General features: G+C 69.4%; 23 protein-coding genes and 1 pseudogene. 10 read left to right on the top strand and 14 right to left on the bottom strand.

Annotated elements, in window-relative coordinates; translation table 11 throughout:
* Positions 1-223: 223 nt before the first annotated feature.
* Positions 224-1,042, top strand: a complete 819-nt coding sequence (locus tag AC792_RS15875) for a shikimate 5-dehydrogenase (protein ID WP_268753396.1) — start codon at positions 224-226, stop codon at positions 1,040-1,042.
* Entirely contained in the window at positions 1,039-1,923 is an 885-nt protein-coding gene (locus AC792_RS15870; RefSeq protein ID WP_049831457.1) for a PhzF family phenazine biosynthesis protein, read from the top strand. The genes AC792_RS15875 and AC792_RS15870 overlap by 4 nt, the downstream gene beginning before the upstream one ends.
* Here AC792_RS15870 and AC792_RS15865 read toward each other — a convergent pair.
* The 11 genes and pseudogenes from AC792_RS15865 to AC792_RS15820 form a co-directional block, all read right to left on the bottom strand.
* The gene (locus AC792_RS15865; RefSeq protein WP_235436846.1) at positions 1,824-2,459 is read right to left on the bottom strand and encodes a GNAT family N-acetyltransferase; all 636 of its coding nucleotides are present in this window, start codon (positions 2,457-2,459) and stop codon (positions 1,824-1,826) included. The two genes, AC792_RS15870 and AC792_RS15865, sit on opposite strands and share 100 nt — an antisense overlap.
* Entirely contained in the window at positions 2,456-2,878 is a 423-nt protein-coding gene (locus AC792_RS15860; protein ID WP_049831455.1) for a GNAT family N-acetyltransferase, read from the bottom strand. The genes AC792_RS15865 and AC792_RS15860 overlap by 4 nt, the downstream gene beginning before the upstream one ends.
* 23 nt (positions 2,879-2,901) lie before the next feature.
* Positions 2,902-3,393: a Cys-tRNA(Pro) deacylase gene (gene ybaK / locus AC792_RS15855; protein ID WP_049831454.1), complete on the bottom strand. Its 492-nt coding sequence runs from the start codon at positions 3,391-3,393 to the stop codon at positions 2,902-2,904.
* A gap of 16 nt (positions 3,394-3,409) precedes the next feature.
* Positions 3,410-3,736, bottom strand: coding sequence for a hypothetical protein (locus AC792_RS15850; RefSeq protein WP_049831453.1), 327 nt, complete (start codon positions 3,734-3,736; stop codon positions 3,410-3,412).
* A 103-nt stretch (positions 3,737-3,839) separates the two neighbouring features.
* Positions 3,840-3,983: a hypothetical protein gene (locus tag AC792_RS17400; protein ID WP_160317658.1), complete on the bottom strand. Its 144-nt coding sequence runs from the start codon at positions 3,981-3,983 to the stop codon at positions 3,840-3,842.
* Positions 3,984-4,217: 234 nt separating this feature from the next.
* The gene (locus AC792_RS15845) at positions 4,218-4,919 is read right to left on the bottom strand and encodes an HAD family hydrolase (protein ID WP_049831452.1); all 702 of its coding nucleotides are present in this window, start codon (positions 4,917-4,919) and stop codon (positions 4,218-4,220) included.
* 59 nt (positions 4,920-4,978) lie between these two features.
* Positions 4,979-6,193 carry a class I SAM-dependent methyltransferase gene (locus tag AC792_RS15840; RefSeq protein ID WP_049831451.1) on the bottom strand — a complete coding sequence of 405 codons (1,215 nt, stop codon included), beginning with the start codon at positions 6,191-6,193 and terminating at the stop codon, positions 4,979-4,981.
* Between the two features lie 9 nt (positions 6,194-6,202).
* Positions 6,203-6,961: an iron ABC transporter ATP-binding protein gene (locus tag AC792_RS15835; protein WP_049831450.1), complete on the bottom strand. Its 759-nt coding sequence runs from the start codon at positions 6,959-6,961 to the stop codon at positions 6,203-6,205.
* 23 nt (positions 6,962-6,984) lie between these two features.
* A pseudogene (locus AC792_RS15830) lies at positions 6,985-7,809 on the bottom strand (iron chelate uptake ABC transporter family permease subunit); the annotation flags it as partial.
* Positions 7,810-7,960: 151 nt separating this feature from the next.
* Entirely contained in the window at positions 7,961-8,971 is a 1,011-nt protein-coding gene (locus AC792_RS15825; RefSeq protein ID WP_049831449.1) for an ABC transporter permease, read from the bottom strand.
* 28 nt (positions 8,972-8,999) lie between these two features.
* A complete protein-coding gene (locus tag AC792_RS15820; RefSeq protein WP_082177825.1) occupies positions 9,000-9,950 on the bottom strand; it encodes a siderophore ABC transporter substrate-binding protein in 951 nt (316 codons plus the stop codon).
* Positions 9,951-10,270: 320 nt separating this feature from the next.
* Between AC792_RS15820 and groES the strand changes: the two genes are divergently transcribed.
* A complete protein-coding gene (gene groES / locus AC792_RS15815) occupies positions 10,271-10,567 on the top strand; it encodes a co-chaperone GroES (RefSeq protein WP_049831448.1) in 297 nt (98 codons plus the stop codon).
* A 73-nt stretch (positions 10,568-10,640) separates the two neighbouring features.
* Entirely contained in the window at positions 10,641-12,254 is a 1,614-nt protein-coding gene (groL, locus tag AC792_RS15810) for a chaperonin GroEL (RefSeq protein ID WP_049831447.1), read from the top strand.
* 114 nt (positions 12,255-12,368) lie between these two features.
* Here the strand turns inward: groL and AC792_RS15805 are convergent, their stop codons facing one another.
* Both AC792_RS15805 and AC792_RS15800 read right to left on the bottom strand, forming a co-directional pair.
* The gene (locus tag AC792_RS15805) at positions 12,369-12,863 is read right to left on the bottom strand and encodes an SRPBCC family protein (RefSeq protein ID WP_049831446.1); all 495 of its coding nucleotides are present in this window, start codon (positions 12,861-12,863) and stop codon (positions 12,369-12,371) included.
* A complete protein-coding gene (locus AC792_RS15800; protein WP_049831445.1) occupies positions 12,860-13,783 on the bottom strand; it encodes a LysR family transcriptional regulator in 924 nt (307 codons plus the stop codon). The genes AC792_RS15805 and AC792_RS15800 overlap by 4 nt, the downstream gene beginning before the upstream one ends.
* Before the next feature lie 72 nt (positions 13,784-13,855).
* Between AC792_RS15800 and AC792_RS15795 the strand changes: the two genes are divergently transcribed.
* From AC792_RS15795 to AC792_RS15775, 5 genes are all read left to right on the top strand, one after another.
* Positions 13,856-14,866, top strand: a complete 1,011-nt coding sequence (locus AC792_RS15795) for a DMT family transporter (RefSeq protein ID WP_200903430.1) — start codon at positions 13,856-13,858, stop codon at positions 14,864-14,866.
* Positions 14,867-15,096: 230 nt separating this feature from the next.
* On the top strand, positions 15,097-16,461 hold the full coding sequence (gene ftsW / locus AC792_RS15790; RefSeq protein WP_049831444.1) for a putative lipid II flippase FtsW: 1,365 nt from the start codon (positions 15,097-15,099) through the stop codon (positions 16,459-16,461).
* Between the two features lie 439 nt (positions 16,462-16,900).
* Positions 16,901-18,088, top strand: coding sequence for a hypothetical protein (locus tag AC792_RS15785; protein ID WP_049831443.1), 1,188 nt, complete (start codon positions 16,901-16,903; stop codon positions 18,086-18,088).
* Positions 18,089-18,296: 208 nt separating this feature from the next.
* Positions 18,297-18,755, top strand: a complete 459-nt coding sequence (locus AC792_RS15780) for a hypothetical protein (RefSeq protein WP_049831442.1) — start codon at positions 18,297-18,299, stop codon at positions 18,753-18,755.
* Between the two features lie 77 nt (positions 18,756-18,832).
* On the top strand, positions 18,833-19,429 hold the full coding sequence (locus tag AC792_RS15775; RefSeq protein WP_049831441.1) for a hypothetical protein: 597 nt from the start codon (positions 18,833-18,835) through the stop codon (positions 19,427-19,429).
* 191 nt (positions 19,430-19,620) lie between these two features.
* On the opposite strand, the gene AC792_RS15770 is transcribed toward AC792_RS15775, so the two are convergent.
* Positions 19,621-21,255, bottom strand: a complete 1,635-nt coding sequence (locus AC792_RS15770) for a ribonuclease J (RefSeq protein WP_049831440.1) — start codon at positions 21,253-21,255, stop codon at positions 19,621-19,623.
* A gap of 337 nt (positions 21,256-21,592) precedes the next feature.
* Here AC792_RS15770 and guaB point away from each other — a divergent pair, with 337 nt between their 5' ends.
* The gene (gene guaB / locus AC792_RS15765) at positions 21,593-23,113 is read left to right on the top strand and encodes an IMP dehydrogenase (protein ID WP_049831439.1); all 1,521 of its coding nucleotides are present in this window, start codon (positions 21,593-21,595) and stop codon (positions 23,111-23,113) included.
* Positions 23,114-23,157 lie beyond the last annotated feature (44 nt).

The raw sequence follows: 23,157 nt of genomic DNA, 5'->3' as shown, positions 1-23,157 counted from the left end.
CTCGCCCGCCCCCCCGGGTCCCGCCCCGCGCCCGGGCACCCGCCCCGGGCCCCGCGGCCCGGCCACGGCCCCCCGGCGCCCCCCCGGCCCCCCCCCCCCCCGCCCCGCCGGGGCCCCCGGTGCCCCCCCGGCGCCCCCGGGGGCGGCCCCGGGGGGGGGGGGGGGTGTTGGGCTCCCCCCCCCGGGGGGTGGGGGGGGGGGGGGGGGGGGGCACAATGGTGCGGTGCCCATCCTGAACAAAGACATGACCCTCTGCATCTCCCTGGCCGCGCGCCCCAGCAACATCGGCACGCGCTTCCACAACCACCTCTACGAGGAACTGGGCCTGAACTTCGTCTACAAGGCGTTCACCACCACCGATCTGCCGTCCGCCATCGCGGGAGTGCGCGGCCTCGGCATCCGTGGTTGTGCGGTCTCCATGCCGTTCAAGGAGGAGGTGATCGCCCTCGTGGACCACCTCGACGCATCCGCCCGTGCCATCGACTCGGTGAACACGATCGTGAACGACGACGGCGTCCTCACCGCCTACAACACCGACTACCTCGCCGTCGAACGCCTGCTCCGGGAGCACGGGATGCCTGTCTCCTCCTCGGTGCTCGTGCAGGGGTCCGGCGGGATGGCCAAGGCCGTGGTCGCGGCGCTCCGGGACTCCGGGTTCGAGCGGGTGACCGTCGTGGCCCGCAACGAGGTGACCGGCCGGGCGCTCGCGGACCGGTACGGCTTCGACTGGCAGCAGGAGGTGGGCAGCACGACGGCGGATCTGCTCCTCAATGTCACGCCCCTGGGCATGACCGGCCCGAACGCCGAGGACCTCGCCTACCCGGAGGACGCCATCGCCGCCGCTCAGGTGGTGTTCGACGTCGTTGCCTCACCCTCGGAGACACCGCTGATCCTCGCCGCCCGGCAGGCGGGTATCCCGGTGATCACGGGAGCCGAGGTGGTCGCGTACCAGGCCGAGGAGCAGTTCGTCCTCTACACGGGCGTCCGCCCCAGCCCGGAGCAGGTGCGCGCAGCCGGCGAGTTCTCACGCCTCCCGGCATGACCGGGCACGCCGCGGAGCTACCCGGGGGCGACCGTTCCGGCACCCTCGAGATCCTCCGCTACGCCGCATTCACGGACCGGCCGGACGGCGGGAATCCCGCCGGCGTGGTGCTCGACGCCGATACCCTGACGCGCGAGCAGATGCAGGCCGTCGCCGCCGAGCTGGGGTATGCGGAGACGGCCTTCGTCTCCCGACGATGCGGGGGGAGCGCGAGCATCCGCTACTTCGCGCCCGAGGCCGAGGTCCCGTTCTGCGGGCACGCCACCATCGCCACCGGTGTGGCGCTCGCCGAGCGGGACGGCCCGGGAGCGCTGCTGCTCTCCACCGCCGTGGGTGAGCTGGAGCTCACCAGTCGTCGCGCCGAGGGAAGGATCATCGCCTCGATCCGCACCGCGGAGCCCTGGGTGGCTCCGCCGGAGCGCTCCGTCCGTGCCGCGCTGCTCCGCTGCCTCCGGTTGGAGGAGGCGGACCTGATGGAGTCCCTTCCCGTTCTCGTCGCCTTCTCGGGCAATGCGCACCCGATCGTCCCGGTGCGCGACGCCGCCGTGCTGCGCGGCCTCGACTACGACTACCCCGAGTTGAAGGAGTTGATGGCGGCGCAGGGCTGGGGTGCCACCGTCGCCGTGGTGCACCGGCTCGGGCCGCACGAGTTCGAGGCGCGGAACCCGTTCCCGCCCGGAGGCGTCCGTGAGGATCCGGCCACCGGGTCGGCTGCCGCAGCCCTCGGGAGTTACCTCCGGAAGCTCGGGGAGGTCCCGGCGCCGTCCACCCTCACGGTGCATCAGGGTGCGGACGTGGGCCGCCCGTCCGTGATCACCGTGGGCATCCCGGTCTCCGGGGGTCCCACGGTGTCCGGTGGTGCGGTGCGGATCAGCGCGTAGGCGTCGAGATCGCGGCGGACCCCGCCGATCTCCCGGTAGCTCCGCAGGGTTCCCTCGTACTCGAAACCGGCGCGGTGGGCCACGGCAACGGACGGCATGTTCCACGGTTCGACGTGCAGCTCGAGCCGGTGGAGCTGCGGCAGGGTCCAGGCGAAGCCGACGACGGCGCGGAGGGCGTCCGAGCCGGCTCCCCGGCCGCGGGCGCGGGGAGCCACGGCGTAGCCGATCTGCGCCCGCCCCGAGGCGAGTTCGCGCAACCACAGCCCGATCATCCCGAGGGCGTGACCGGTCCCGGTATCGGCGATGGCGAACGAGAACCCGGTACCGTCGGGGTGCCGCAGCCGTTGCCGCTCCATGTAGGCCAGTGCTTCCGGCGCGTCGCACCGGGAGGGGAGTGTGCCGATGAGCGGTACGTAGGGGTCGGTGGAGAGATCCTGCACCATGGGCACGTCCGCGTCCTCGAACGGCCGCAGGACCACGGATCCGGCGGCGGGTCGGGTGGGAGGCCACGGCGGGAGCGGAGGAGTAGTGCTCACGGCCGGTACCCGAAGGCTGCCAGCCCGAGCTCCGGGTGCGGGACGAACCCCAGGGAGCGGTAGAACGGGGGGGATCGCCGTGCATCCTCCGTGTCGGCGGCGTCCGTGCTGAGCGCCACGAACATGCAGTGCCGGTACCGGTCGAGGATCTCCTGGAGCAGCAGCCGGCCCACACCGCGCCGCTGGGCGGCGGGGTCCACGAGGATGTCCTGGACGTAGCAGACGGACTCGCCGTCGGAGACGGTCCGTGCCAGCCCGAGCAGCATCCCGGCGTCGTCCCGGACCGTGAGGACCACGTGCGAGTTCGCGAGGCTGCGCCGCAAGCGGTCCGGGTCCCGTGTGTAGGCGGTCCAGCCCACGGAATCGTAGAGGGCGAGTGCTTCGTCGAGGGGCGGGAGGTCACCGGTGGTCAGCTTCACGGGCCCACCCTACCGAGCATCGGTCACGGACCGGCGATGGGTGCCAGTCCCGCGCGGGTGACGGCCACGAGGTCCGCAGGGGCGAGTTCCACGTCGAGCCCCCGCCGGCCGGCGGACACGAGGATCGACGCATGGGACATCGCGGAGTCGTCGAGGACCACCGGTGTTGGCCGCCGCTGCCCGAGCGGTGAGATCCCGCCCAGCACGTATCCTGTTCTCCGCTGTGCCGTCGCGGGATCCGCCAGCACGGCCCTGCGCGCCCGCAGAACGTGCGCCAGTGCCTTCAGGTCGAGGGACCCGCTGACGGGGACGACGGCGGTCACCGGAGCATCGTCCACCTGGGTCAGCAGCGTCTTGAACACCCGCTCGGGCGGGACGCCCAGTGCGCTCGCGGCCTCGTCGCCGAACGCCGTGACCCGCTCGTCGTGCTCGTAGGGCCGCGGGACGAAGCTGATGCCCGCGGCGACGAGGGCCGCCAGCGCCGGTGTCGCGGTCCCCTGCCGAGCCCTGCCCATCGAGGACTGCGCGGCGCTACGACGCGGTGGCGATCGCCGGGAGCGCGTCGACGTCCCAGCGGGTGGGTACACCCCAGGCACCTACGAAGTCGTGCTCCAGGATGAAGTCGGCGACGACATCGCCCGTGAGGACCAGGCCCTCCACGTAGTCGACGCCGTCCTGCTGGACGGGCTCCGCACCCAGGCCCGCGAGGGATTCCAGGAGGGCCGGGGTCCCGACGGGCGTCTCGCCCGTCCCGGAGCACCAGTAGAGGTAGAGGCCCTCCAGCTCGTCCACGGGAACGAGGGAGCCGTCGTCGGTGAGGGTGAGGCAGGTGGAGGAGAAGCTGTCGAGGTGTTGCATGAGGGGATCCTTCGCATGGGTACTGCAGGGTCGCCGGAACGAGCCGACGGGAGAGGACTCGCTCGGAGGCGAGTCGTGTGCGGCAGGGTGCGCGAGCGCGCGGCTACCGCGTGAGGACGTCGACGACGTCGGAGGATCGGATGGCGACGGGCGAGGATCTGCGGCGGTGGGCGGACGGTTCGGGGGAACTCGCCGGCCGGATGGAGGCCGCGGTCGCGGATGAGGTGAGGAGATGAACGATGCGCATGATGCACGCCCCTTTCGGGGATGGTGCCCTGTCCACGGGCCACGGTCGGGAGCCGCTGCGATGAGGAACAGAACTGTAGTCAGCCGCCTGTGTCTAGACCGCTGCTCCCCACACTACGCGCCACCCGGTGCAGGACACCACCAGCTCTTCTGTGAGTTCGCTGTGCAGGGGCTGGTCCTGCATGTGGCCGGCCGAGCACGGGCGGTCCCGGGAGCCGAGTGGTCCCCGGGACCATCAGGACGCGGCGAGCCGGTGCAGGGCGCCGTCGTCGAAGGCGTCGAGCAGGGCTTTGACGTCCTGGTACACCTCGACGGCGCCGGCCTCGCGCAGTTCCGCCTCGCTCGTGCCTCCCGAGGCCAGGCCGATGGTGGGGATCCCCAGCTCCGCCGCGGCGATGACGTCCCACACGGAGTCACCCACGAAGACGGTGTTCGAGGCCTCGAGCCCGCCGGCCTCGAGTGCCGCCTCCAGGATGTCGGGGGAGGGTTTGCTGTTCTCGGCGTCGCCCGAGCTCGTGGCGGCGGTGATGGCGTCGTCGGCGTCGATGACGCTGCGGTTGATCGCGACGTCCTGTTCCGAGGCGGAGGAGGCGAGCACCACCACCAGGCCGTCGCCGGCGCACCGGCGCAGCAGGTCGGAGGCTCCGGCGAACGCCCGCAGCCCCGGGTGGTAGGTGGAGAACACCGCTCCGTGCGTGGCGTCGATCTCGGCATCCTGCTCCGCGTCGCGGTCCTCGCCGAGGAGATGGGCCACGAGCTTGTCGCCGCTCATCCCGATGGCGCGGTGGATCTCGGCCAGCGGGACGTCGTGGCCGAACCGGCGGAAGCCCTGCCACCAGGCGATCGCGTGGTGGTAGTTGGAGTCCACGAGCGTGCCGTCCACGTCGAACAGCACCCCATGCCGTACGTCCGCCGAAGCCGCCGTGCTGTCCGCCATGCCTGCCACCTTCCGGATTCCTGTTGCTGCCGTTCTCGAGTCTAGGGAGTTCCGCCGTCCTATGGTGCCGGGACCGGTTCGACGACGATCACCACGCGTTCCTCGCCGATGCGCGTCAGCACCAGGGTGGCCTTCTTCCGGCCCTTGCCCGATCCGGTCAGGAGCTGTTTGCGCACCTCCTCCGGGGTGGCGGAGGTGCCGCGCTTCTTGATGTCGAGGACGCCGATGCCCTCCGCGCGCACCCAGGCCTTCAGCGCCCTCATGTTGTAGGGGCGTACCTCGAGGATCCGGTACGCACGGGCGAAGGGTGTTTCCCGGTGTGCTGGCGCGCAGACGTAGGCGATCATCGGATCGAGCAGGTGCCCGCCCAGCCGTGCGGCGAGGTCCGCCACCAGTTCGGCGCGGATCACCGCGCCGTCCGGTTCGTACAGATACCCCTCCGGCGCCCCGACGGGCGCGGTGGGGCCGTCGCCGAAGTCCGCGTCCGGGGTCAGCTCCGCCGCACCCCGCGACCCGATCACGAGCGCGGCGCGCCGGACACCCTCGCGGCGGAGCGCGTTGAACCACAGGGCCACCTCGGTGACGTCGCCGTCCACCGAGACCCACTGCGCCTCGCACCGTGCGGGGACGGAGTCGTGCGGCATGCCGGGGCCCATCTTGACGCCCATCGCCGTGCCGCGGTCCGCGAGTTCCTGCACGAAGGACAGGGGAGGGGAGAACGCCTCGGGATCGAAGAGACGGGAGGTGCCCGACGTCGTCGTGGTCCTGCGCGCCGGGTCCAGCCACACGGCGTCGTACTCCGCCGTGTCCACGGAGGAGGCGTCCGCGTTGACCACGCGTGCGTTGGGGAAGGGCAGCAGGTTCATGGTCGCGGCGGCGGCGGTGGTCTCGTCCAGCTCGACGGCGGTCACCTCGCGGTCCAGGGTGGCCAGGGCCATGCTGTCAGCTCCGAGACCGCAGCCGAGATCCGCCACCCTGACCAGGCCGGCGTCCACGAAGCGCTGCGCGTGGCGGGCGGCCACCGAGAGCCGCGTGGCCTGCTCCAGCCCCGCCGCCGTGAACACCATGTGCCCTGCGAACGGGCCGAACTTGGCGGCCGCCCGGGCCCGCAGCCTGGACTGGGTGAGGGCGGCGGCAACGCGCTCGGGAGGGTGCCCGGCCTTCCGGAGCTGTTCGGTGAGCCGCAGGCTGTCCGCTTCGACGTAGGGATCGAGGGAGTTCAGCAGCTCCCAGCCCTCCGGCGTCAGGATGTCCGCGATGTTGTCCGAAGCCATGGGCCCAGCCTAGGTGAAGTACACGCCGATCCTGTTGCCCCGGATCAGCTCCACCTGGATCTCCACGTCGTAGACGTCCTGCAGCACGGCCGGCGTCATGATCTCCTCCGGCGTGCCGGTGTGGATCACCGCGCCCTCGCGCATGGCCACGATGGTGTCCGAGTAGCAGGAGGCGAAGTTGATGTCGTGGATCACCAGCACCACGGTCTTCCCCAGCTCGTCCACCAGCCGGCGGAGCAGGCGCATCATGTCCACGGAGTGCCGCATGTCGAGGTTGTTCAGCGGCTCGTCCAGCAGGACGTAGTCCGTGTCCTGGGCCAGCACCATGGCGATGAAGGCGCGCTGCCGCTGGCCGCCGGAGAGCTCGTCCACGAACCGGTCCGCCAGGATGGTGAGGTCCAGGTAGGCCAGCGCACGCTCGATGTGCTCGCGGTCGATCGCCGTGGACCGGCCGTTGTTGTGCGGGAAGCGGCCGAACCCCACGAGGTCCCGGACGGTCAGGCGGACCGTCAGCTGGTTCTCCTGCCGGAGGATGGACAGCGTCCGTGCGAGCTCGGGCCCGGCGGTGGGGGCGACGTCGAGTCCGGCCACCTCCACGCGTCCGGTGTCCAGGGGCAGGAGGCGGCTGACCATCGAGAGCAGGGTGGACTTCCCGGCCCCGTTGGGCCCGATGATCGAGGTGACGCCGCCGCGGGGGATGACGCAGCTGACGTCGTCCACCACCGTGGCGGAGCCGTACCGTTTCGTGGCGTGGTCGATGGTGAACAACGGACCCGGCCTTTCAGGAGGAGGGTGAGGAACACGATGCCGCCCACGAACTCGATGACGATGCTCAGGGCGGTGTCGAAGGAGAAGACCTGCTCCAGCACCAGCTGCCCGCCCACCAGGGCGATCACGCCGAGGAGGACGGCGATCGGGAGCACCACCGCGTGCCGGAACTGCCGGCACAGCGGGTAGGCGAGCGCCGAGATCAGCAGCCCGAAGAAGGTGACCGGTCCCACGAGGGCGGTGGACACCGCGACGAGCACCGAGCAGATCACCAGCACCTGGGTGACGGTGCGGCGGTGGTCCACCCCGGGGTGCGCCGCGGTGTCCCGTCCGGGGGCCAGGACGTCGAGGGGGGGCCGGAGCCGCCACGCCACAACACCCAGAGCCGTCACCACGAGCGCCGAGATCAGCAGCAGGGTGGGATCCACGCGGTTGAAGCTCGCAAAGAACAGGTCCTGCAGGATGATGTACTCGCTCGGGTCCATCAGGCGCTGCAGGAGGGAGGACACGCCGCGGAAGAACACCCCGAACACGATGCCCACCAGCAGCAGCAGGTGCAGGCTGCGCCCCCGGCCGTTGAAGAGCCACCGGTAGAGCAGCGCCGAGAAGGTGACCATGAGGGTCACCTCGACCAGGAAGCGCAGAGGAGCGCCGAGGTTCAGGAGCGTACCGGCGCCGAGTGCGAAGGCCAGCACCGTCTGGAGGAGGATGTACAGGGCGTCCAAGCCCATGATCGACGGCGTGAGGATCCGGTTGCCCGTCACCGTCTGGAACAGGATGGTGGACACCGCGACGGCCACCGCCACCACCGCCATGGCCCCCACGCGGTTGAGCCTCCGCGGCAGCACGTAGGCGAGGTTGCCCTGCAGTCCCACGAGCAGGAACGCGACGACGACGCCGATCGCGGCGATGCCGAGTGCCACCAGCCAGAACGCGGGCGGCAGCGAGCGCACGGGCTTGCGGCCGGACTGCACCAGGGCCGAGGGGAGGGCGTCGGTCCTAGCGCGCACCGGCACTCCTCCGGACCAGCAGGACGATGAACAGCGCACTGCCCACCACGGACACCACCACACCCACCGGTACCTCGTAGGGGAAGCGGATGATCCTGCCGAGGATGTCGCACAGCAGCACGAACCCCGCACCGAACACCGCGATCCAGGGGACGGCGCGCCGCACGTTGTCGCCGATGAGCAGGGACACGAGGTTGGGCACGATCAGGCCGAGGAAGGGGATCGCGCCGACCACCACCACCACGGCGCTGATGAGGCTCACGAGGACCAGACCCAGGTTCATGGTCCGCCGGTAGTTCAGCCCGAGGTTGGTGGTGAAGTCCTGCCCCATGCCGGCCACGGTGAAGTGGTCGGCACAGACGTACCCGACCACGGCCAGCACGGCCACGATCCACAGGAGCTCGTAGCGGCCGCGGACCAACCCGGAGAAGTCGCCGATCATCCAGGTGTTCAGGGTCTGCAGCAGATCGAACCGGTAGGCGAAGAACGTGGTCACCGCCCCGATCACACCCCCGAGCATGATGCCCACCAGCGGCACGATCAGGGTGTCGCGGAGCGGGATGCGGCGCAGGACCGTGAGGAAGAGCGCGGTCCCGGCGATCGCGAAGACCGCGGCGATCCCCATCTTCGCCACGATCGGCGCTGCGGGGAGGAGCAGCGTGGCCACGAGGATGCCCGCCGTGGCCGATTCCACCGTGCCCACGGTGGAGGGCTCCACGAAGCGGTTGCGCGCCATGAGCTGCAGGATGAACCCCGCGACGCTGAGGGCCATGCCGGCGAGCACCACCGCGAGCGTCCGCGGGACCCGGCTCACCAGGAAGGTCTGCCACACGCCGGCGTCCCCGGCCAGCAGGGCGGCAGGGGAGACGCTCGAGACGCCGACGAAGAGGCTGGTCGCGGCCAGGAGCAGCACGGCCCCCACCGCCCACCGGATCCTCGGGGTGCGGGGGGAGCCGTGCTGCGCAGCGGACCGCTGCGGCCGGAGGGAGACCGTGGTCATCGAGGATCCGCGCTCGCAGCCCTGCGGATCAGGCCGTGACGGCCTGGTTGACGGCGGCGATCATCGAGTCGAGGTTGTTCAGCCCGTAGCCGATCAGGTACCAGCTCGCCGAGTCCAGGTAGGTGACGTGGCCGTTCTTCACGGCGTCCGTGCCGTTGACCAGCTCGTTGTCCAGCACGGCTGCGGCGGCGGCCCCTGCCTCGCCGATCGCGGCGTCGCGGTCGATCACGAAGAGGTGGGCGGGGTTGGCCTCGGCGATGTACTCGAAGGAGATCGCCTCGCCGTGACGGCCGTCCATGGTCACCTCGGTGGCGGGCTCCACGCCGAGCACGCTGTGGATCAGGCCGAAGCGGGAGGTGGCGCCGTAGGCGGTCACCTCGCCCGCGCTGGTCATGACGATCAGACCGTTCCCGGCGTCGGCGGCGGCGGCCCGTGTGTCCTCGATCTCCGCGTCCAGGGCGGCAAGTCGCTCGTCCACCGCGTCCTCGATGCCGAAGATCTGCCCCAGTTCCTCCGTGTTCCGGGTGAAGCTGCCCAGCGGGTCGGCGTCGTCGACGCTGAGGTCGATCGTGGGGGCGATGGCGGAGAGCTCGTCGTAGGAGTCCGCGACCCGCGCCGAGATGATGATGAGGTCAGGGTCCGCCGCGGCGATCGCCTCGAAGTCCGGTTCCTTCAGCGAGCCGATGTTCGTGACGTCCCCGCCCTCGTAGGCCGAGAGCTGGGCCGGGAGGTTGCCCTGCGGTACGCCCGCCACGGGGATGTCGAGGGCGTCGAGGGTGTCGAGTGCACCGAGGTCGAACGTGAACACGGTCTCCGGGTTGACCGGTACCTCGGTGGTGCCCTGTGCGTGCTCCACGGAGACGGTGCCGCCCGTTGCGCCGGCCGGCGCGTCCGCGGCCTCGGAGGAGCCCCCGCAGGCGGTGAGGGCGAGGGTGGCGACGGCGACGGCGGACAGGAGAGGGAGACGCAGAGGTGGCATGGAGAGCTCCGGGGAGGAAGGGCCGAGAGACCGGACGAGGGTTGTTAGGTGAGGCTTACCTTCAGACCGTAGAGGGAGACAGGTGAATTACGCAAACCAACCATGACGTATTCCTCCACGATGACTCCGGACGTATCGCTGGAGCGCCATCCTGATTGGCACTCGTCTTGACCGAGTGCTAACCGTTGCATACAGTCGAACCTGGCACTCGCTCCGTGTGGGTGCCAACCCCGAGGGAAGCGTTCACCGGCACCGCGACGACGGTCTGCGCCACCCCGACGGCCTTCATTCCATTGGTACCGAACGCAAAGGAGAGCCGTATGTCGGTCTCTATCAAGCCCCTTGAGGATCGCATTGTCGTCCGCCCCCTCGAAGCCGAGCAGACCACTGCCTCCGGCCTCGTCATCCCGGACACCGCCAAGGAGAAGCCCCAGGAGGGCGAGGTCGTGGCAGTCGGACCGGGTCGCGTCGACGACAACGGCAACCGCATCCCCGTCGACGTCGCCGAGGGCGACGTCGTCATCTACTCGAAGTACGGCGGAACCGAGGTGAAGCACGGCGGGACCGAGTACCTGGTGCTCTCCGCCCGCGACGTCCTCGCAGTGGTCGTCAAGTAGTAACCCCGAAGAAGAACCCCGGCCCGTCACGGCCGGGGTTCTTCTCGCTGCACGAGCCTGAAAGGAAGCAACAATGGCAAAGCAGTTGGAATTCAACGACGCCGCCCGCCGTGCCCTCGAGGCCGGCGTGGACAAGCTCGCGAACACCGTCAAGGTGACGCTGGGCCCCCGCGGACGCAACGTCGTGCTGGACAAGAAGTGGGGCGCCCCCACCATCACGAACGACGGCGTCACGATCGCCCGTGAGGTCGAGCTCGACGACCCGTACGAGAACCTCGGTGCACAGCTCGCCAAGGAGGTGGCCACCAAGACCAACGACGTCGCCGGTGACGGCACCACCACCGCCACCGTGCTCGCCCAGGCCCTGGTCAAGGAGGGCCTGCGCAACGTGGCCGCCGGCGCCGCACCGGGTCAGCTCAAGCACGGCATCGAGGTGTCGGTGGAAGCCGTCGCCAAGCGCCTGCTCGAGAACGCCCGCGAAGTGGTCGGTCAGCAGACCGCCAACGTGGCCTCCATCTCCGCCCAGAGCACCGAGGTGGGCGAACTGCTCGCCGAGGCGTTCGACAAGGTGGGCAAGGATGGCGTGATCACCATCGAGGAGTCCTCCACCACGCAGACCGAACTGGTGCTCACCGAGGGCATGCAGTTCGACAAGGGCTACCTCTCCCCGTACTTCGTCACCGACGCCGAGCGTCAGGAAGCCGTCCTCGAGGACGCCCTCATCCTGATCAACTCCGGCAAGATCTCCTCGCTGCAGGAGTTCCTGCCGCTGCTCGAGAAGGCGCTGCAGGCCGGGAAGCCGCTGTTCATCATCGCCGAGGACATCGAGGGCGAGGCCCTCTCCACCCTCGTGGTCAACAAGATCCGCGGCACCCTGAACGTCGTCGCCGTCAAGGCCCCCGGCTTCGGTGACCGCCGCAAGGCCATGATGCAGGACATCGCCACCCTCACCGGTGCGCAGGTGGTCTCACCCGACCTCGGCCTGAAGCTGGACCAGGTGGGCCTCGAGGTGCTCGGTTCCGCACGCCGGATCACCGTCACCAAGGACGCCACCACCATCGTGGACGGCACCGGCAGCGAGTCCGACGTCGCCGACCGCGTGGCGCAGATCCGCGCCGAGGTGGAGCGCACCGACTCCGACTGGGACCGCGAGAAGCTCCAGGAGCGCCTCGCGAAGCTCGCGGGCGGCATCGGCGTCATCAAGGTCGGTGCGGCCACCGAGGTGGAGCTCAAGGAGAAGAAGCACCGCATCGAGGACGCCGTGTCCTCCACGCGTGCCGCTCTCGAGGAGGGCATCGTGGCCGGTGGCGGTTCAGCACTGGTCCACGCCGGCAAGGCACTCGACACCGACGCGGACGTCCTGGCACTCGAGGGTGACGCGGCCACCGCGATCGGCCTCGTACGCCGCGCCCTCGCCCAGCCGCTGCGCTGGATCGCCGAGAACGCAGGACACGAGGGCTACGTCGTCGTCTCCAAGGTCTCCGACCTCGAGGTGGGCCACGGCTTCAACGCCGCGACCGGCGAGTACGAGAACCTCGTGGATGCCGGCATCATCGACCCCGTGAAGGTGACGCGTTCCGCTCTGCGCAACGCCGCCTCGATCGCGGCGCTGGTGCTCACCACGGAGACCCTCGTGGTGGACAAGCCCGAGGAGTCCGACGACGAGGGGCACGGCCACTCGCACTAGGACTCGGATCAGGGCTCAGCCCCCTCCCGCACGTCACAGCAGCACCCCGGTTCGCGAGAGCCGGGGTGCTGCTGTTTCTCCGGCAGCGCGGAAGCCGTTCCCCGCTGCCGTCCGCTACGGGGCGGACTCGGCGATCCGCTTGATCGCCGCGAGCGTCGCCGGGATGCCGTCGAGCGCCTGCCGGGTGCGCTCGGCGATCTGGGCGGGCGCACCGTCGCCGTACTTCTCCCCGAACATGGCGATCCCGGCCGGCAGGAAGTCCCAGGACTCGGTCAGTACCGTGTCCGTACGCGCATCCGCCGGAGCCAGGCTGAAGCCCCAGCGGACGTAGCGTCCACCGACCACCCAGGCGAACTCCCGGCCCCGCTCGGCGGCCACCACCTGCGACCGGGTCTCCCACGTCCGCCCCGGCACCTCGTTGCGCCCGGTGAACCACGCACCCACCAAGCCCGCCCGGCCGGCGCCGCCGTCGTCGTCCCACCAGCACGCCGTGCACACCGGGCTCCACTCGCCCGTGCGGGTGATGTCGGAGACCAGGTCGTAGAGAGCGTCGGCCTGCAGATGAACGGTGATGGACTGCTGGTGCTGCCGGATGGCCGTCGGATTCATGGGGACATCCTCCCACCATCCTCCGGGGCCGGTATCGCACGGTTCCGGAGGGCGTCCACGACGTTCCGGACGGCCGTCCGGTGCAGGGTCTCGGGGCGGCAGAGGATGTCCACGTGCCTGCTGAGCTCCAGATCGCGGAGTGGCTTCAGAACCACGGGACCACCGCGTCGGGGAGCTGCGGTGTGGCGGGGCATGGGCGCCCCGGCGGGGCTGTTCGCGATGAGCGCGGCGGCGACGAAGAACTCGTTGATCCGGTGCGTGATGTTCAGCGGCCCTCCTGCGTGGACGGCGATGCTCTGCACCGCGGACTCCAGGGGGAACCCGTCCTGGACGGACACCCATTCCTCGTCGATCAGCTCCGAAACGCCGACGTCGGGTCGGCCGGCGAGCGGGTGACGGACCGACATGGCGACGTCCAGGGGTTCACTCACCAGGGGCAGCACGGTGAGTGATGGCGGCCAGCGGGCGCTGTGCCCGAGGCGGTGGGCGAGCACGAGGTCGTAGTCCGCGGTCAGGGCGGGGAAGGCGTTCTGCCCCACGTCCCGGTCGTGACAGATCAGGCGCGGGTTCCCCTCCCCGGAGAGGTCTGCCAGGAGCGGGCCGAAGTAGGTCATCCCGGCGCTGTTGAAGGCACAGATGGTCACCGTCGCGGTCGGGTCCTGGACGTACCGGCTGACGGCCTGCTCCGCCGAGCTCATCGCGACGCCCACCCGCATGGCGGCCTCCGCCAGCGCCTGACCGGCACCGGTGAGGGCCAGGGTGCGGCCCCTGCGTTCCGTCAGGGGTACCTCGGTGCGGCGCTGCAGTGCGGTGAGCTGCTGGGACACGGCGGACGGCGAGACGTGGAGAGCCCGCGCCACGGCCGCCAGGCTGCCGCGTTCACCGAGCTCCCTGAGCAGGCGTAACTGGTGCAGATCCATAAGCAGACGCTAAACCATTTCTTCACGAACTACCCTCTCGTCTAATGATGGAGAACCCGTGAGACTCGAGAAGTGCCATCACCTCTCCTCCCCCCGACCTCGCACGACTCCTTCGACCGGGGACGGGGACACCGGAATCCCTTTGCAACCCTCCGCTCCTACATCCGGGCACGGCGGATCGATGTCCTCCTCCTGCTGGTGGCCCTGGTGTGGGGCAGCAGCTATCTGGCAGCGAAGACCCTCACCGAGACCGTCGGTGTCACCGTGATCCTCTCGCTGCGGTTCCTCATCACCACCGCCGCGCTGTCCCTGGTCTGGTGGGTCCGGGGCCGACGCACGGTCGGTGTCCGCGAAGGTGTCATCGGGGTAGTGCTCGGTCTCACCCAGGCTGCCGTCCTGATCCTGGAGACCCACGGGATCGCCGGCACCAGTGCCACGAACGCCGGACTGATCATCAGCCTCGTCGTCGTGTTCACCCCCGTGGCCGAGAGCGTCGCCTTCCGGACGAGACTGCCCCGTGCGGTGCTCGGTTCCGGTGTGATCGCCGTCGTCGGGGTGTGCCTGCTGGTCTCGGAGGACGGGCTCGCCACCCCCACGGCGGGGGATCTGCTGATGCTCGCCGCAGCGGTGGTCCGCGCCGTCCATGTCACTGCTGTCGCGGGTCTCACCCGAGGGCGCGCGTACAGTCCGCTGACGCTGACCCTGGTGCAGAGCATCGTCTGCGCGATCGTCTACACCGTCGCCGATCCACGCGGTGTCCTGCATGCCGTCCAAACCTTCGACCAGGCACAGTGGATCGGTGTCCTCTACCTGGGCCTGGCCTGCAGCGTCTTCGCGTTCCTCGTCCAGACCTGGGCGATCCAGCAGACCTCCGCCTCACGGGCCAGTCTCCTCATGGGCACCGAACCCGTCTGGGCGGTCCTCATCGGCATCGGCATCGGACAGGAGACCCTGGCCCTTCTCGGGTTCCTCGGCGCCGCGCTCATCATCACCGGCACCTACCTCGGGCTGCGGGCAGAGACCCGCCACCGGAATCGGCACGAACCCGTGCTCATGCGTCCGAGCGACATCACCCTCGCCTGAGAGGACGTGCCGTCCGAACCAGGATCCCCGGTGCATCCTCGGCCCCTTCCTCCAGGGGCACCTCTGCACAGGGAGGAAGGCATTGTCGTGTGCATCCGGCGGGTGCGAAGATGTAGCACCGGTGAGACGTGACCAGACGTACTCGAACCTGGTCCGCTCCCCGGGCACGGCCACCACTTCACCCCTTCCTCCCTCCGCAGTGACGCGAGGGCTGTGTCCCGAGGAGTCCCATGACCATCACGGTTGCCGGTTCCGACCAGACCCTGGATTCTTCCGGGCGAGGACCGTGGTGGACGCGCCTGCGCAGCTTCGTCGCTGCGGAGGGCCCGAACTCGAACCGCAATGCGCGGAACCTGCTGATCACCACGACCTTCGCCCTGGTGGCCATCGGTTCGATGATGGTCCTGTCGGCGTCCTCGTTCGAGCTCGTGGCGCAGAACCGGTCACCGTACGAGTACTTCACGAAGCAGCTCATGTGGGTCGGCGTCGGCGGTGTGGCACTGCTGGTGTGCGCGTTCACCCCTTTCCGGGTCTACCGGAAACTGTCCTGGGTGATCCTCCTCGGGTCCTTCGCGTTGGCCCTGCTCGTCTTCTCACCCATCGGCCTCGAGGTGCAGGGCAACCGGAACTGGATCAGGATCGGTGGGCTGACCGCCCAGCCCTCGGAGTTCCTCAAGCTCAGCCTCGTCATCTGGGGTGGGATGGTCCTGGCGAGGAAGGCCGGACTCCTGCGCTACGCACGGCACATGTTCATCCCCGTGGTGCCGGGCGCGATGATGGCGATAGGCCTGGTGCTGGCGGGAAAGGACCTGGGCACCGCCATGGTCATCGGGCTCATCGCCGCAGGCCTGTTCTTCGTCGCCGGAGCCAGCTCCAAGCTCTTCACCGGCGGGATCGTGCTCGGGGTAGTCGTCACGCTGCTCGCCGTCGTCAGCAGCCCGAACCGCATGCGGCGCGTCAGTGCCTGGCTCGATCCCAGTGCCGAAGGAACCGCCCAGGGGCTGGGCTACCAGAGCGCCCAGGCCCTCTACGGGCTCGCCGGCGGCGGGCTCTTCGGCGTCGGGGTGGGGCAGAGCAGACTGAAGGTCAGCTGGATCCCCGAAGCGCACAACGACTTCGTGTTCGCCGTCCTCGGCGAGGAACTGGGCCTGGTCGGGGCGCTGCTGGTCGTGGTGCTCTTCGGGGTCCTCGCGTACTCCATCTATCGGATCGCCACCCTCTCCGAGAACCTCGAGATCACCTACGTCTGCGGTGGGATCCTCGTGTGGATCATCGGCCAGGCGATCCTGAACATCGCCGTGGTCACCGGAGTGGTCCCCGTGATCGGGGTTCCCCTGCCCTTCATCTCCTACGGCGGGTCCTCCATGGTCGCTGTCCTCACCGCGATCGGCGTCCTCATCTCCTGTTCCCGCGCCACCGACCAGGCGACCCCCGTCCCGCCCACCACACCGGAGCATCCCAGGGCAACGGTGGTCGGCCGCCGGTTCGCACCGCGCCCGGCACCCGACCGACCCGTACCCGGGACCGTGAAGAACCGGCCCACCACCACCAGGGCAGGCAGCGGCCGCAGGCCCCCGCGCAGGACCACCCCGTGACACGCCGGGCCGCGGGAGCCGTCCTCCGTGACCGGAACGGCGTTCCCCCGCCGGACGACGAGTGGAGGAGAGCCGGTACACGCACCCGACGGCGGGTGTGCGGTTCCGGGTATCCGGTCCTCCGATAGTTTGGAGGGGTGACCGGTGAGCCCGGAAACCCGACGGAGGGGAAGCGATGGGGCCGATCAACAGGAAACCTGGTGTGCTGGGCGTCATCACACTGACCGTGGCACTTGCCATGACGGGATGCGCGAACGATCGGCCGGTCGCGGAACCGTCCCCCGGGAGCAGCAGTGCATCCGCGACCATGACTCCCTCGGCGACGCCGACTCCCTCGGCGTCCCCGACGACCACGCCACCGGCCACGGAACCCGGAACGGCACCACCCCCCCGCTCGACTGCACCGTCGACGACGACTGCGCAACCGACATCGGGCAAGGTGGGGTCCTACCAGACGGGGTTCTCCTACGCCACCGGAGCTCTTCCCGAGCGGTGGCTCAGCCGAACCGGCTGGTACGCGTCGAAGGGGCAGGGGGCGGAGGTCTTCGGGGACCTCGCGGCATTCGTCGACCGTGACACCACGACGAACGACCGGACGCTGGTGGTCACCACCAGTGGCGGGGATGTCCTGTACCGGTCGCCGTCCCTGGGACTGCAGCAGCCCCAGGCCGTCGAACCCGTGCTCGACCGGGTGCGACAGAACGGCAGGGAGTTCGTCACCTTCTTCCAGATCGGTCTCCCGGCACAGCCGGGGACGGGTGGGGGTACCGGGACCCCCGTCGCGCAGCTGATCGTCGTCGACGAGACCGGTGCTGCCTCGGTCGTCGACGACGACGTCAGCCACTACCGGCCACGATCCACCCAGGACGGCGGCAGGGCCCTGTCCTTCACCTCCACCGATGGCAGCCTCGAAGCACAGAGCGGTGTGGCAGCCGGGCCGGATGCCCTCGACTTCATGCGGGTACTGGACGCGGAGACGGCACAACTGGAACGGATCCCTGATCTCGAGGGCCAGCAGTGGCTCGCCCGCATCGACGGTGTGGACGTCTACCGGGCCCCGAGGGGTGCCACGGATCCGACGACGGGGCAACCGGTGGCCATCGCGGGTACGCGTGAGTGGTCGACGACGTTCCACGACCACCCGTCCGGGTCCCTGACGTTCGGCCCGACCTTCATGTCCACGCGCCAGCTCGACGGGACCTGCGAGATCCTCGACCTGCGCACCGGGGAACCTCTCATCTTCGAGGGCGCCGCTCGAGGGTGTGCCCATCCGATCTCCGTGCGGGTACCGTCCGGCAGCGCGTCCAGCCCGAACGGGGAGCTCCTGCTCATGCACTGGAGTGACGAGCAGGGCGTCGACGCACAGTGGGTGGTGGACCTGACGACCGGTGAGCAGAAGAAGATCGACCCGGCCTCCGGGTTCCTGCCGTCAACGGTGTCCGATGCAGGCGATGTCTACGGGGGCGATGCTGCCGGTGACAGGACCGGGTACCTGAGGTTCCCGGACCAGATGCAGCCCCGGTTCGCCGACGGCGGGCGCGATCCCCCCGCCGTGATCAACGGTCAGGGCCTTGCCATGTTCGCGTACGAGGACCTGCCGACCTACTTCGCCGTCCCCGTACCCTGACCCACCTCGATCAGAGCGCGAGGGTCCCGGCCGTCCACGGCGGGGTGCCCCGTACCCTCGGCGGACCCATGGGTGGACCTCGGTCACTGCTGTCAGGACTACGTCCTCGTAACGATCCCCCCGGTGGACGACACCCGGTAGCAGGCGGTCGGTAGCATCGAGCACCTGGGCAGCAGGTCCGGGAACGGTTGCCACCATGGAAGGGGGCATGATGCGGGGGAAGCGGATCGTTTCGGCTATCGGTCCGGTGCTGCTGCTGATGGGGGCAGGCACGGGGTGCGCGGCGGGGCAGGCCCCTGTCGACGAGCTGCCGTCCTACAGCTCGCTGGAGGACGCCCGGCAGGCCGTGTTCGACCACCTCGAGTGCCGGGAGGAACTCCTCGGATCCACCGTCGTGTTCGGCTCCGACGGACCGATGTCCACCGAATCCGTGAAATGCACCCCGACCGTCGAGCTCTTCTACTTCGATTCGCAGGAAGCACGTACCGACACGTACGCCGTGATGGCGGACGCTGCGGAATCAGGCGGCTCCGTGTACTTCGCGGAAGGCCGGAACTGGTTCGTCGTCGACTACTCCGAGGTCGAGGTCGGCTCCGCGAACCCCGTCCCGATCGATCTCTCGGTCCTGTCCGAGTCCCTCGGCACGCGGTTCACCGAGGTGAAGTGAGAACAACCGTGAGCACGCCGTACGGTGGAGGTGCACATGAGGCGGTGCTGCCCTCCCGGCGAGAGCGGACACCGACGATGGAGAAGAGTACTCCGAGGAGTCTGCACCTGACCTCCAGCCGCTTCCTCCTGGACGACGTGGTGCTCGAGCCGGCAACGATCCGGATCCGCCCTGTGGCTGATGACCATGGCCCCCGTACCACCTACGGTGGAAGCATGTCCCGGAAGAACACCGCCCTCAGCATCGCGACGAACCCCCGGTCCCAGGCCCTGGCCGGTGGGGCCCTGAGTCTCATCCCCGGCAGGACGTACCCGGGATGGTTGCGCCACACCATCACGTGGGGCTCCACGGCAACAGTGGTCGCTCTCATCGCGGTCCCACAATTCCGCTCCGAAGTCCTCGAACGCACTTCCGGACAGAAGACCCCACCGGCCGTCGAGATGAGTCCGAAGGCCAGGGCAGGCTTCGCCGCAGTCACCGGCGCCCTGATGTACGGAACGTGGCGGTTCGGGTGGTGGTTCGACGAAGCCGCCGAACAGGCGCTGAGGAGAATGCGGGTGCCCTTTCCCCGGGTGGTGCTGGGGGCAGCCGTGGGCGCGTGGTACTACTACGCCGATGCTCGAGGGCGGCGGAAAGCCGCCGCTCGAGACACGGCGGACGACCTCGAGACCTGACCAGGGACGGAGCCCCGTGCAGTCTGCAGCACTCCGGAGTATGAACCCCCTCGGCCCGACCCCGGAGGGATCGACCCCGTGGTTCACGCACGGTTGCGGAAGGTCCTCTTCCCAGGACGCCGCGAAGACGACGGACCCCCGGCACTCCTGACCAGGAGTACCGGGGGTCCGTCGTGCAGTGGATCCGGGGATCAGGCGTCGACCACGATCGCCGTGACCACGGGCTGGCGGTTGTAGAACCGGCGCATCCAGTTGGAGGTGGCCCGTTCGATGATCTCCTCGGGGTCCTGACGGCGACCGCCCTGGCGGTTCGAGCCGGCGTCGCGCAGCGCCTTCTCGACGGCGGCGCCCGCCTTGTCGAGATCCTCGTCCGAGCAGGAGAAGCCCTTGGTGAAGAACTCGGGGGCCTCGACCATCTCGCCGTTGTCCGGGTCGATGATGGCGAGCACGGTGACCACGCCCTCCTCGGCGAGACGACGGCGCTCCACGAGGTCCTCCTCGGTGATGCCGCCCACGCTGTCGCCGTCCACGAACACCAGGCCGGCCTCCACCTTGCCGGAGAGCGTCGCACGGCCGCGGACCAGGTCCACGGTCACGCCGTCCTGGGCGATCACCACGTTGCGGGGATCCACCCCGGTGGCGACGGCGATCTCCGAGTTGGCCCGCAGATGGCGCCACTCGCCGTGCACCGGCATGACGTTACGCGGCTTCACGATGTTGTAGCAGTACGCGAGCTCACCGGCGCTGGCGTGGCCCGAGACGTGGACCTTGGCGTTGCCCTTGTGCACCACGTTGGCGCCGATCTCGGTGAGCGCGTTGATGATGCCGTAGATGGCGTTCTCGTTGCCGGGGATCAGCGAGCTCGCCAGCAGCACGGTGTCACCCTCGCTGATGCGGATCGCGTGGTCCTTGTTGGCCATGCGGGACAGTGCGGCCATGGGCTCGCCCTGCGACCCGGTGCAGATCAGCACCACCTTGTGGTCGTCGCTGCGCTCGAGCTTCTTGAAGTCCACCAGCAGTCCCTGCGGGATGGTCAGGTAGCCGAGGTCCGCCGCGATGGTCATGTTGCGCACCATGGAGCGGCCCACGAACGCCACCTTGCGGCGGTGCCGGTGGGCGGTGTCGATGATCTGCTGGATGCGGTGGATGTGGCTGGCGAAGCTGGAGACGATGATGCGGCGCGGCGCGGTCCGGAAGACGGCGTCGATCGCGGGGGAGAGGTCTTTCTCCGAGGTGGTGAAACCGGGCACGTCCGCGTTGGTGGAGTCGGTGAGGAACAGGTCCACGCCCTCCGCGCCGAGCCGGGCGAACGCGCCGAGGTCCGTGATGCGGCGGTCCAGGGGGAACTGGTCCATCTTGAAGTCACCGGTGTGCAGCACCATGCCGGCCGCGGTGCGGATGGCGACGGCGAGACTGTCCGGGATGGAGTGGTTCACGGCCACGAACTCGAGGTCGAACCCGCCCATGGCGCGGCGGTCGCCCTCCTTGACCTGGACGGTCTTCGGGGTGATGCGGTGTTCCTTGAGCTTGGCCTCGATGAACGCCAGTGTCAGCTTGGACCCGATCAGGGGGATGTCCGCGCGTTCCTTCAGGAGGTACGGGACACCGCCGATGTGGTCCTCGTGCCCGTGGGTGAGCACCAGGCCCACGACGTCGTCGAGGCGGTCGCGGATGTAGGAGAAGTCGGGCAGGATCACGTTGATGCCCGGCTGGTGCTCCTCGGGGAAGAGGACACCGCAGTCGACGATCAGCAGCTTGCCCTCGAACTCGAAGACGGTCATGTTTCTGCCGATCTCACCGATACCACCGAGAGCGACTATGCGCATGGCTCCCTTGGCCAGTTCCCGTGGTGCTTTCAGTGCGGCAGGTCTTTTATTCACAGATTAGGATTCTCTCGTAGCTGGGGTGAGGCGGAGGGTCTCGGACGCCTTGCGTCGGAGCCGGCCACCTGCATGATGACAATGGTGCGATCCCCGTCGCCCGCGGGGACATACTCCTCCTAGGGTACGGGGTTCGGTGCTCTGGTGACGGATCGGGCCGGTGACGTGAGCGCCGTCACCGGAATAGTGCGTCCCGGTCTTCCGTTCTAGACTTTCCAGAGCCCTGTCGGTGTGCACCGACTCCCGGCCCTCCCCACCCGGTCATCCCGAAAGAGGCGCAGCAGTGAGCGAGCAGTCCAGCCAGATCCACGACCCCTTCGGATTCATCGGCCTGACCTACGACGACGTCCTGCTGCTCCCGGGACACACCGACGTCATCCCCTCGGAGGCTGACACGTCGTCGCGCATCTCCAAGCGGATCACCGTGAGGACCCCGCTGCTCTCCTCGGCGATGGACACCGTGACGGAGTCGCGCATGGCCGTGGCGATGGCCCGGCAGGGCGGCCTCGGCGTCATCCACCGCAACCTCTCCATCTCCGACCAGGCGGAGCAGGTGGACCGCGTGAAGCGCAGCGAGTCCGGCATGATCACCAACCCGCTGACCATCGGCCCCGATGCCACGCTGCAGGAGCTCGACGAGCTGTGCGGCCACTACCGCGTCTCCGGCCTCCCGGTGGCGGACGAGACCGGTCACCTCCTCGGCATCGTCACCAACCGCGACACCCGCTTCGTCCTGGAGCGCGACTTCCCCACCACGCTGGTGAAGAACGTCATGACGCGCATGCCGCTCGTCACCGGGCACGTGGGGATCAGCGGCGACGACGCCATCGGCCTCCTCGCCACCAACAAGATCGAGAAGCTTCCCCTCGTGGACGGCGACGGCGTCCTGCGCGGTCTCATCACGGTCAAGGACTTCACCAAGGCCGAGCAGTACCCGCTGTCCACCAAGGACGACGACGGCCGCCTCCGGGTGGGCGCCGCCATCGGTTTCTTCGGGGACGGGTGGGAGCGCGCCATGGCCCTCGTGGACGCCGGCGTGGACGCACTCTTCGTGGACACCGCCAACGGTCACAGCGCAGGTGTGCTGGAGATGATCGCACGCCTGAAGGCCGAGCCCTCGCTGGCCCACGTGGACGTCATCGGCGGCCAGGCGGCCACCCGCGAGGGCGCGCAGGCCCTGGTCGACGCCGGCGCGGACGGCATCAAGGTGGGCGTGGGGCCCGGCTCGATCTGCACCACGCGCGTGGTCGCCGGTGTGGGCGTCCCGCAGGTCACCGCCATCTACGAATCGGCGAAGGCCGCCATCCCGGCCGGTGTGCCGGTGATCGCCGACGGCGGGCTGCAGTACTCGGGTGACATCGGCAAGGCCATCGTGGCGGGCGCGGACACCGTGATGCTCGGCTCGCTCTTGGCCGGATCGGCCGAGGCGCCCGGTGAACTCATCTTCGTCAACGGCAAGCAGTTCAAGACCTACCGCGGCATGGGCTCCCTCGGCGCCATGCAGACCCGCGGCAAGAACACCTCCTACTCCAAGGACCGCTACTTCCAGGCGGACGTGGCCGGGGACGACAAGCTGATCCCGGAGGGCATCGAGGGGCGCGTGGCATACCGCGGGCCGCTCGCCTCCGTGGCCTACCAGCTCGTCGGCGGCCTCCGGCAGACCATGTTCTACACCGGTGCCCGCACCATCCCGGAGCTCAAGGCCAAGGGCAAGTTCGTCCGCATCACCTCGGCCGGGCTCAAGGAGTCCCACCCCCACGACATCCAGATGACGGTGGAGGCACCGAACTACGGGTCCAAGTAACAGCCTCGTGCGGCGCCCCTCCCGTTCCACGGCGAGCGGGTGGT

It is taken from the genome of Arthrobacter sp. RIT-PI-e (assembly GCF_001187915.1).
Lineage (GTDB): Bacteria > Actinomycetota > Actinomycetes > Actinomycetales > Micrococcaceae > Arthrobacter_D.
Note: the sequence above shows the minus strand (reverse complement) of the source record. Positions and strands in the feature narration are given on the sequence as shown.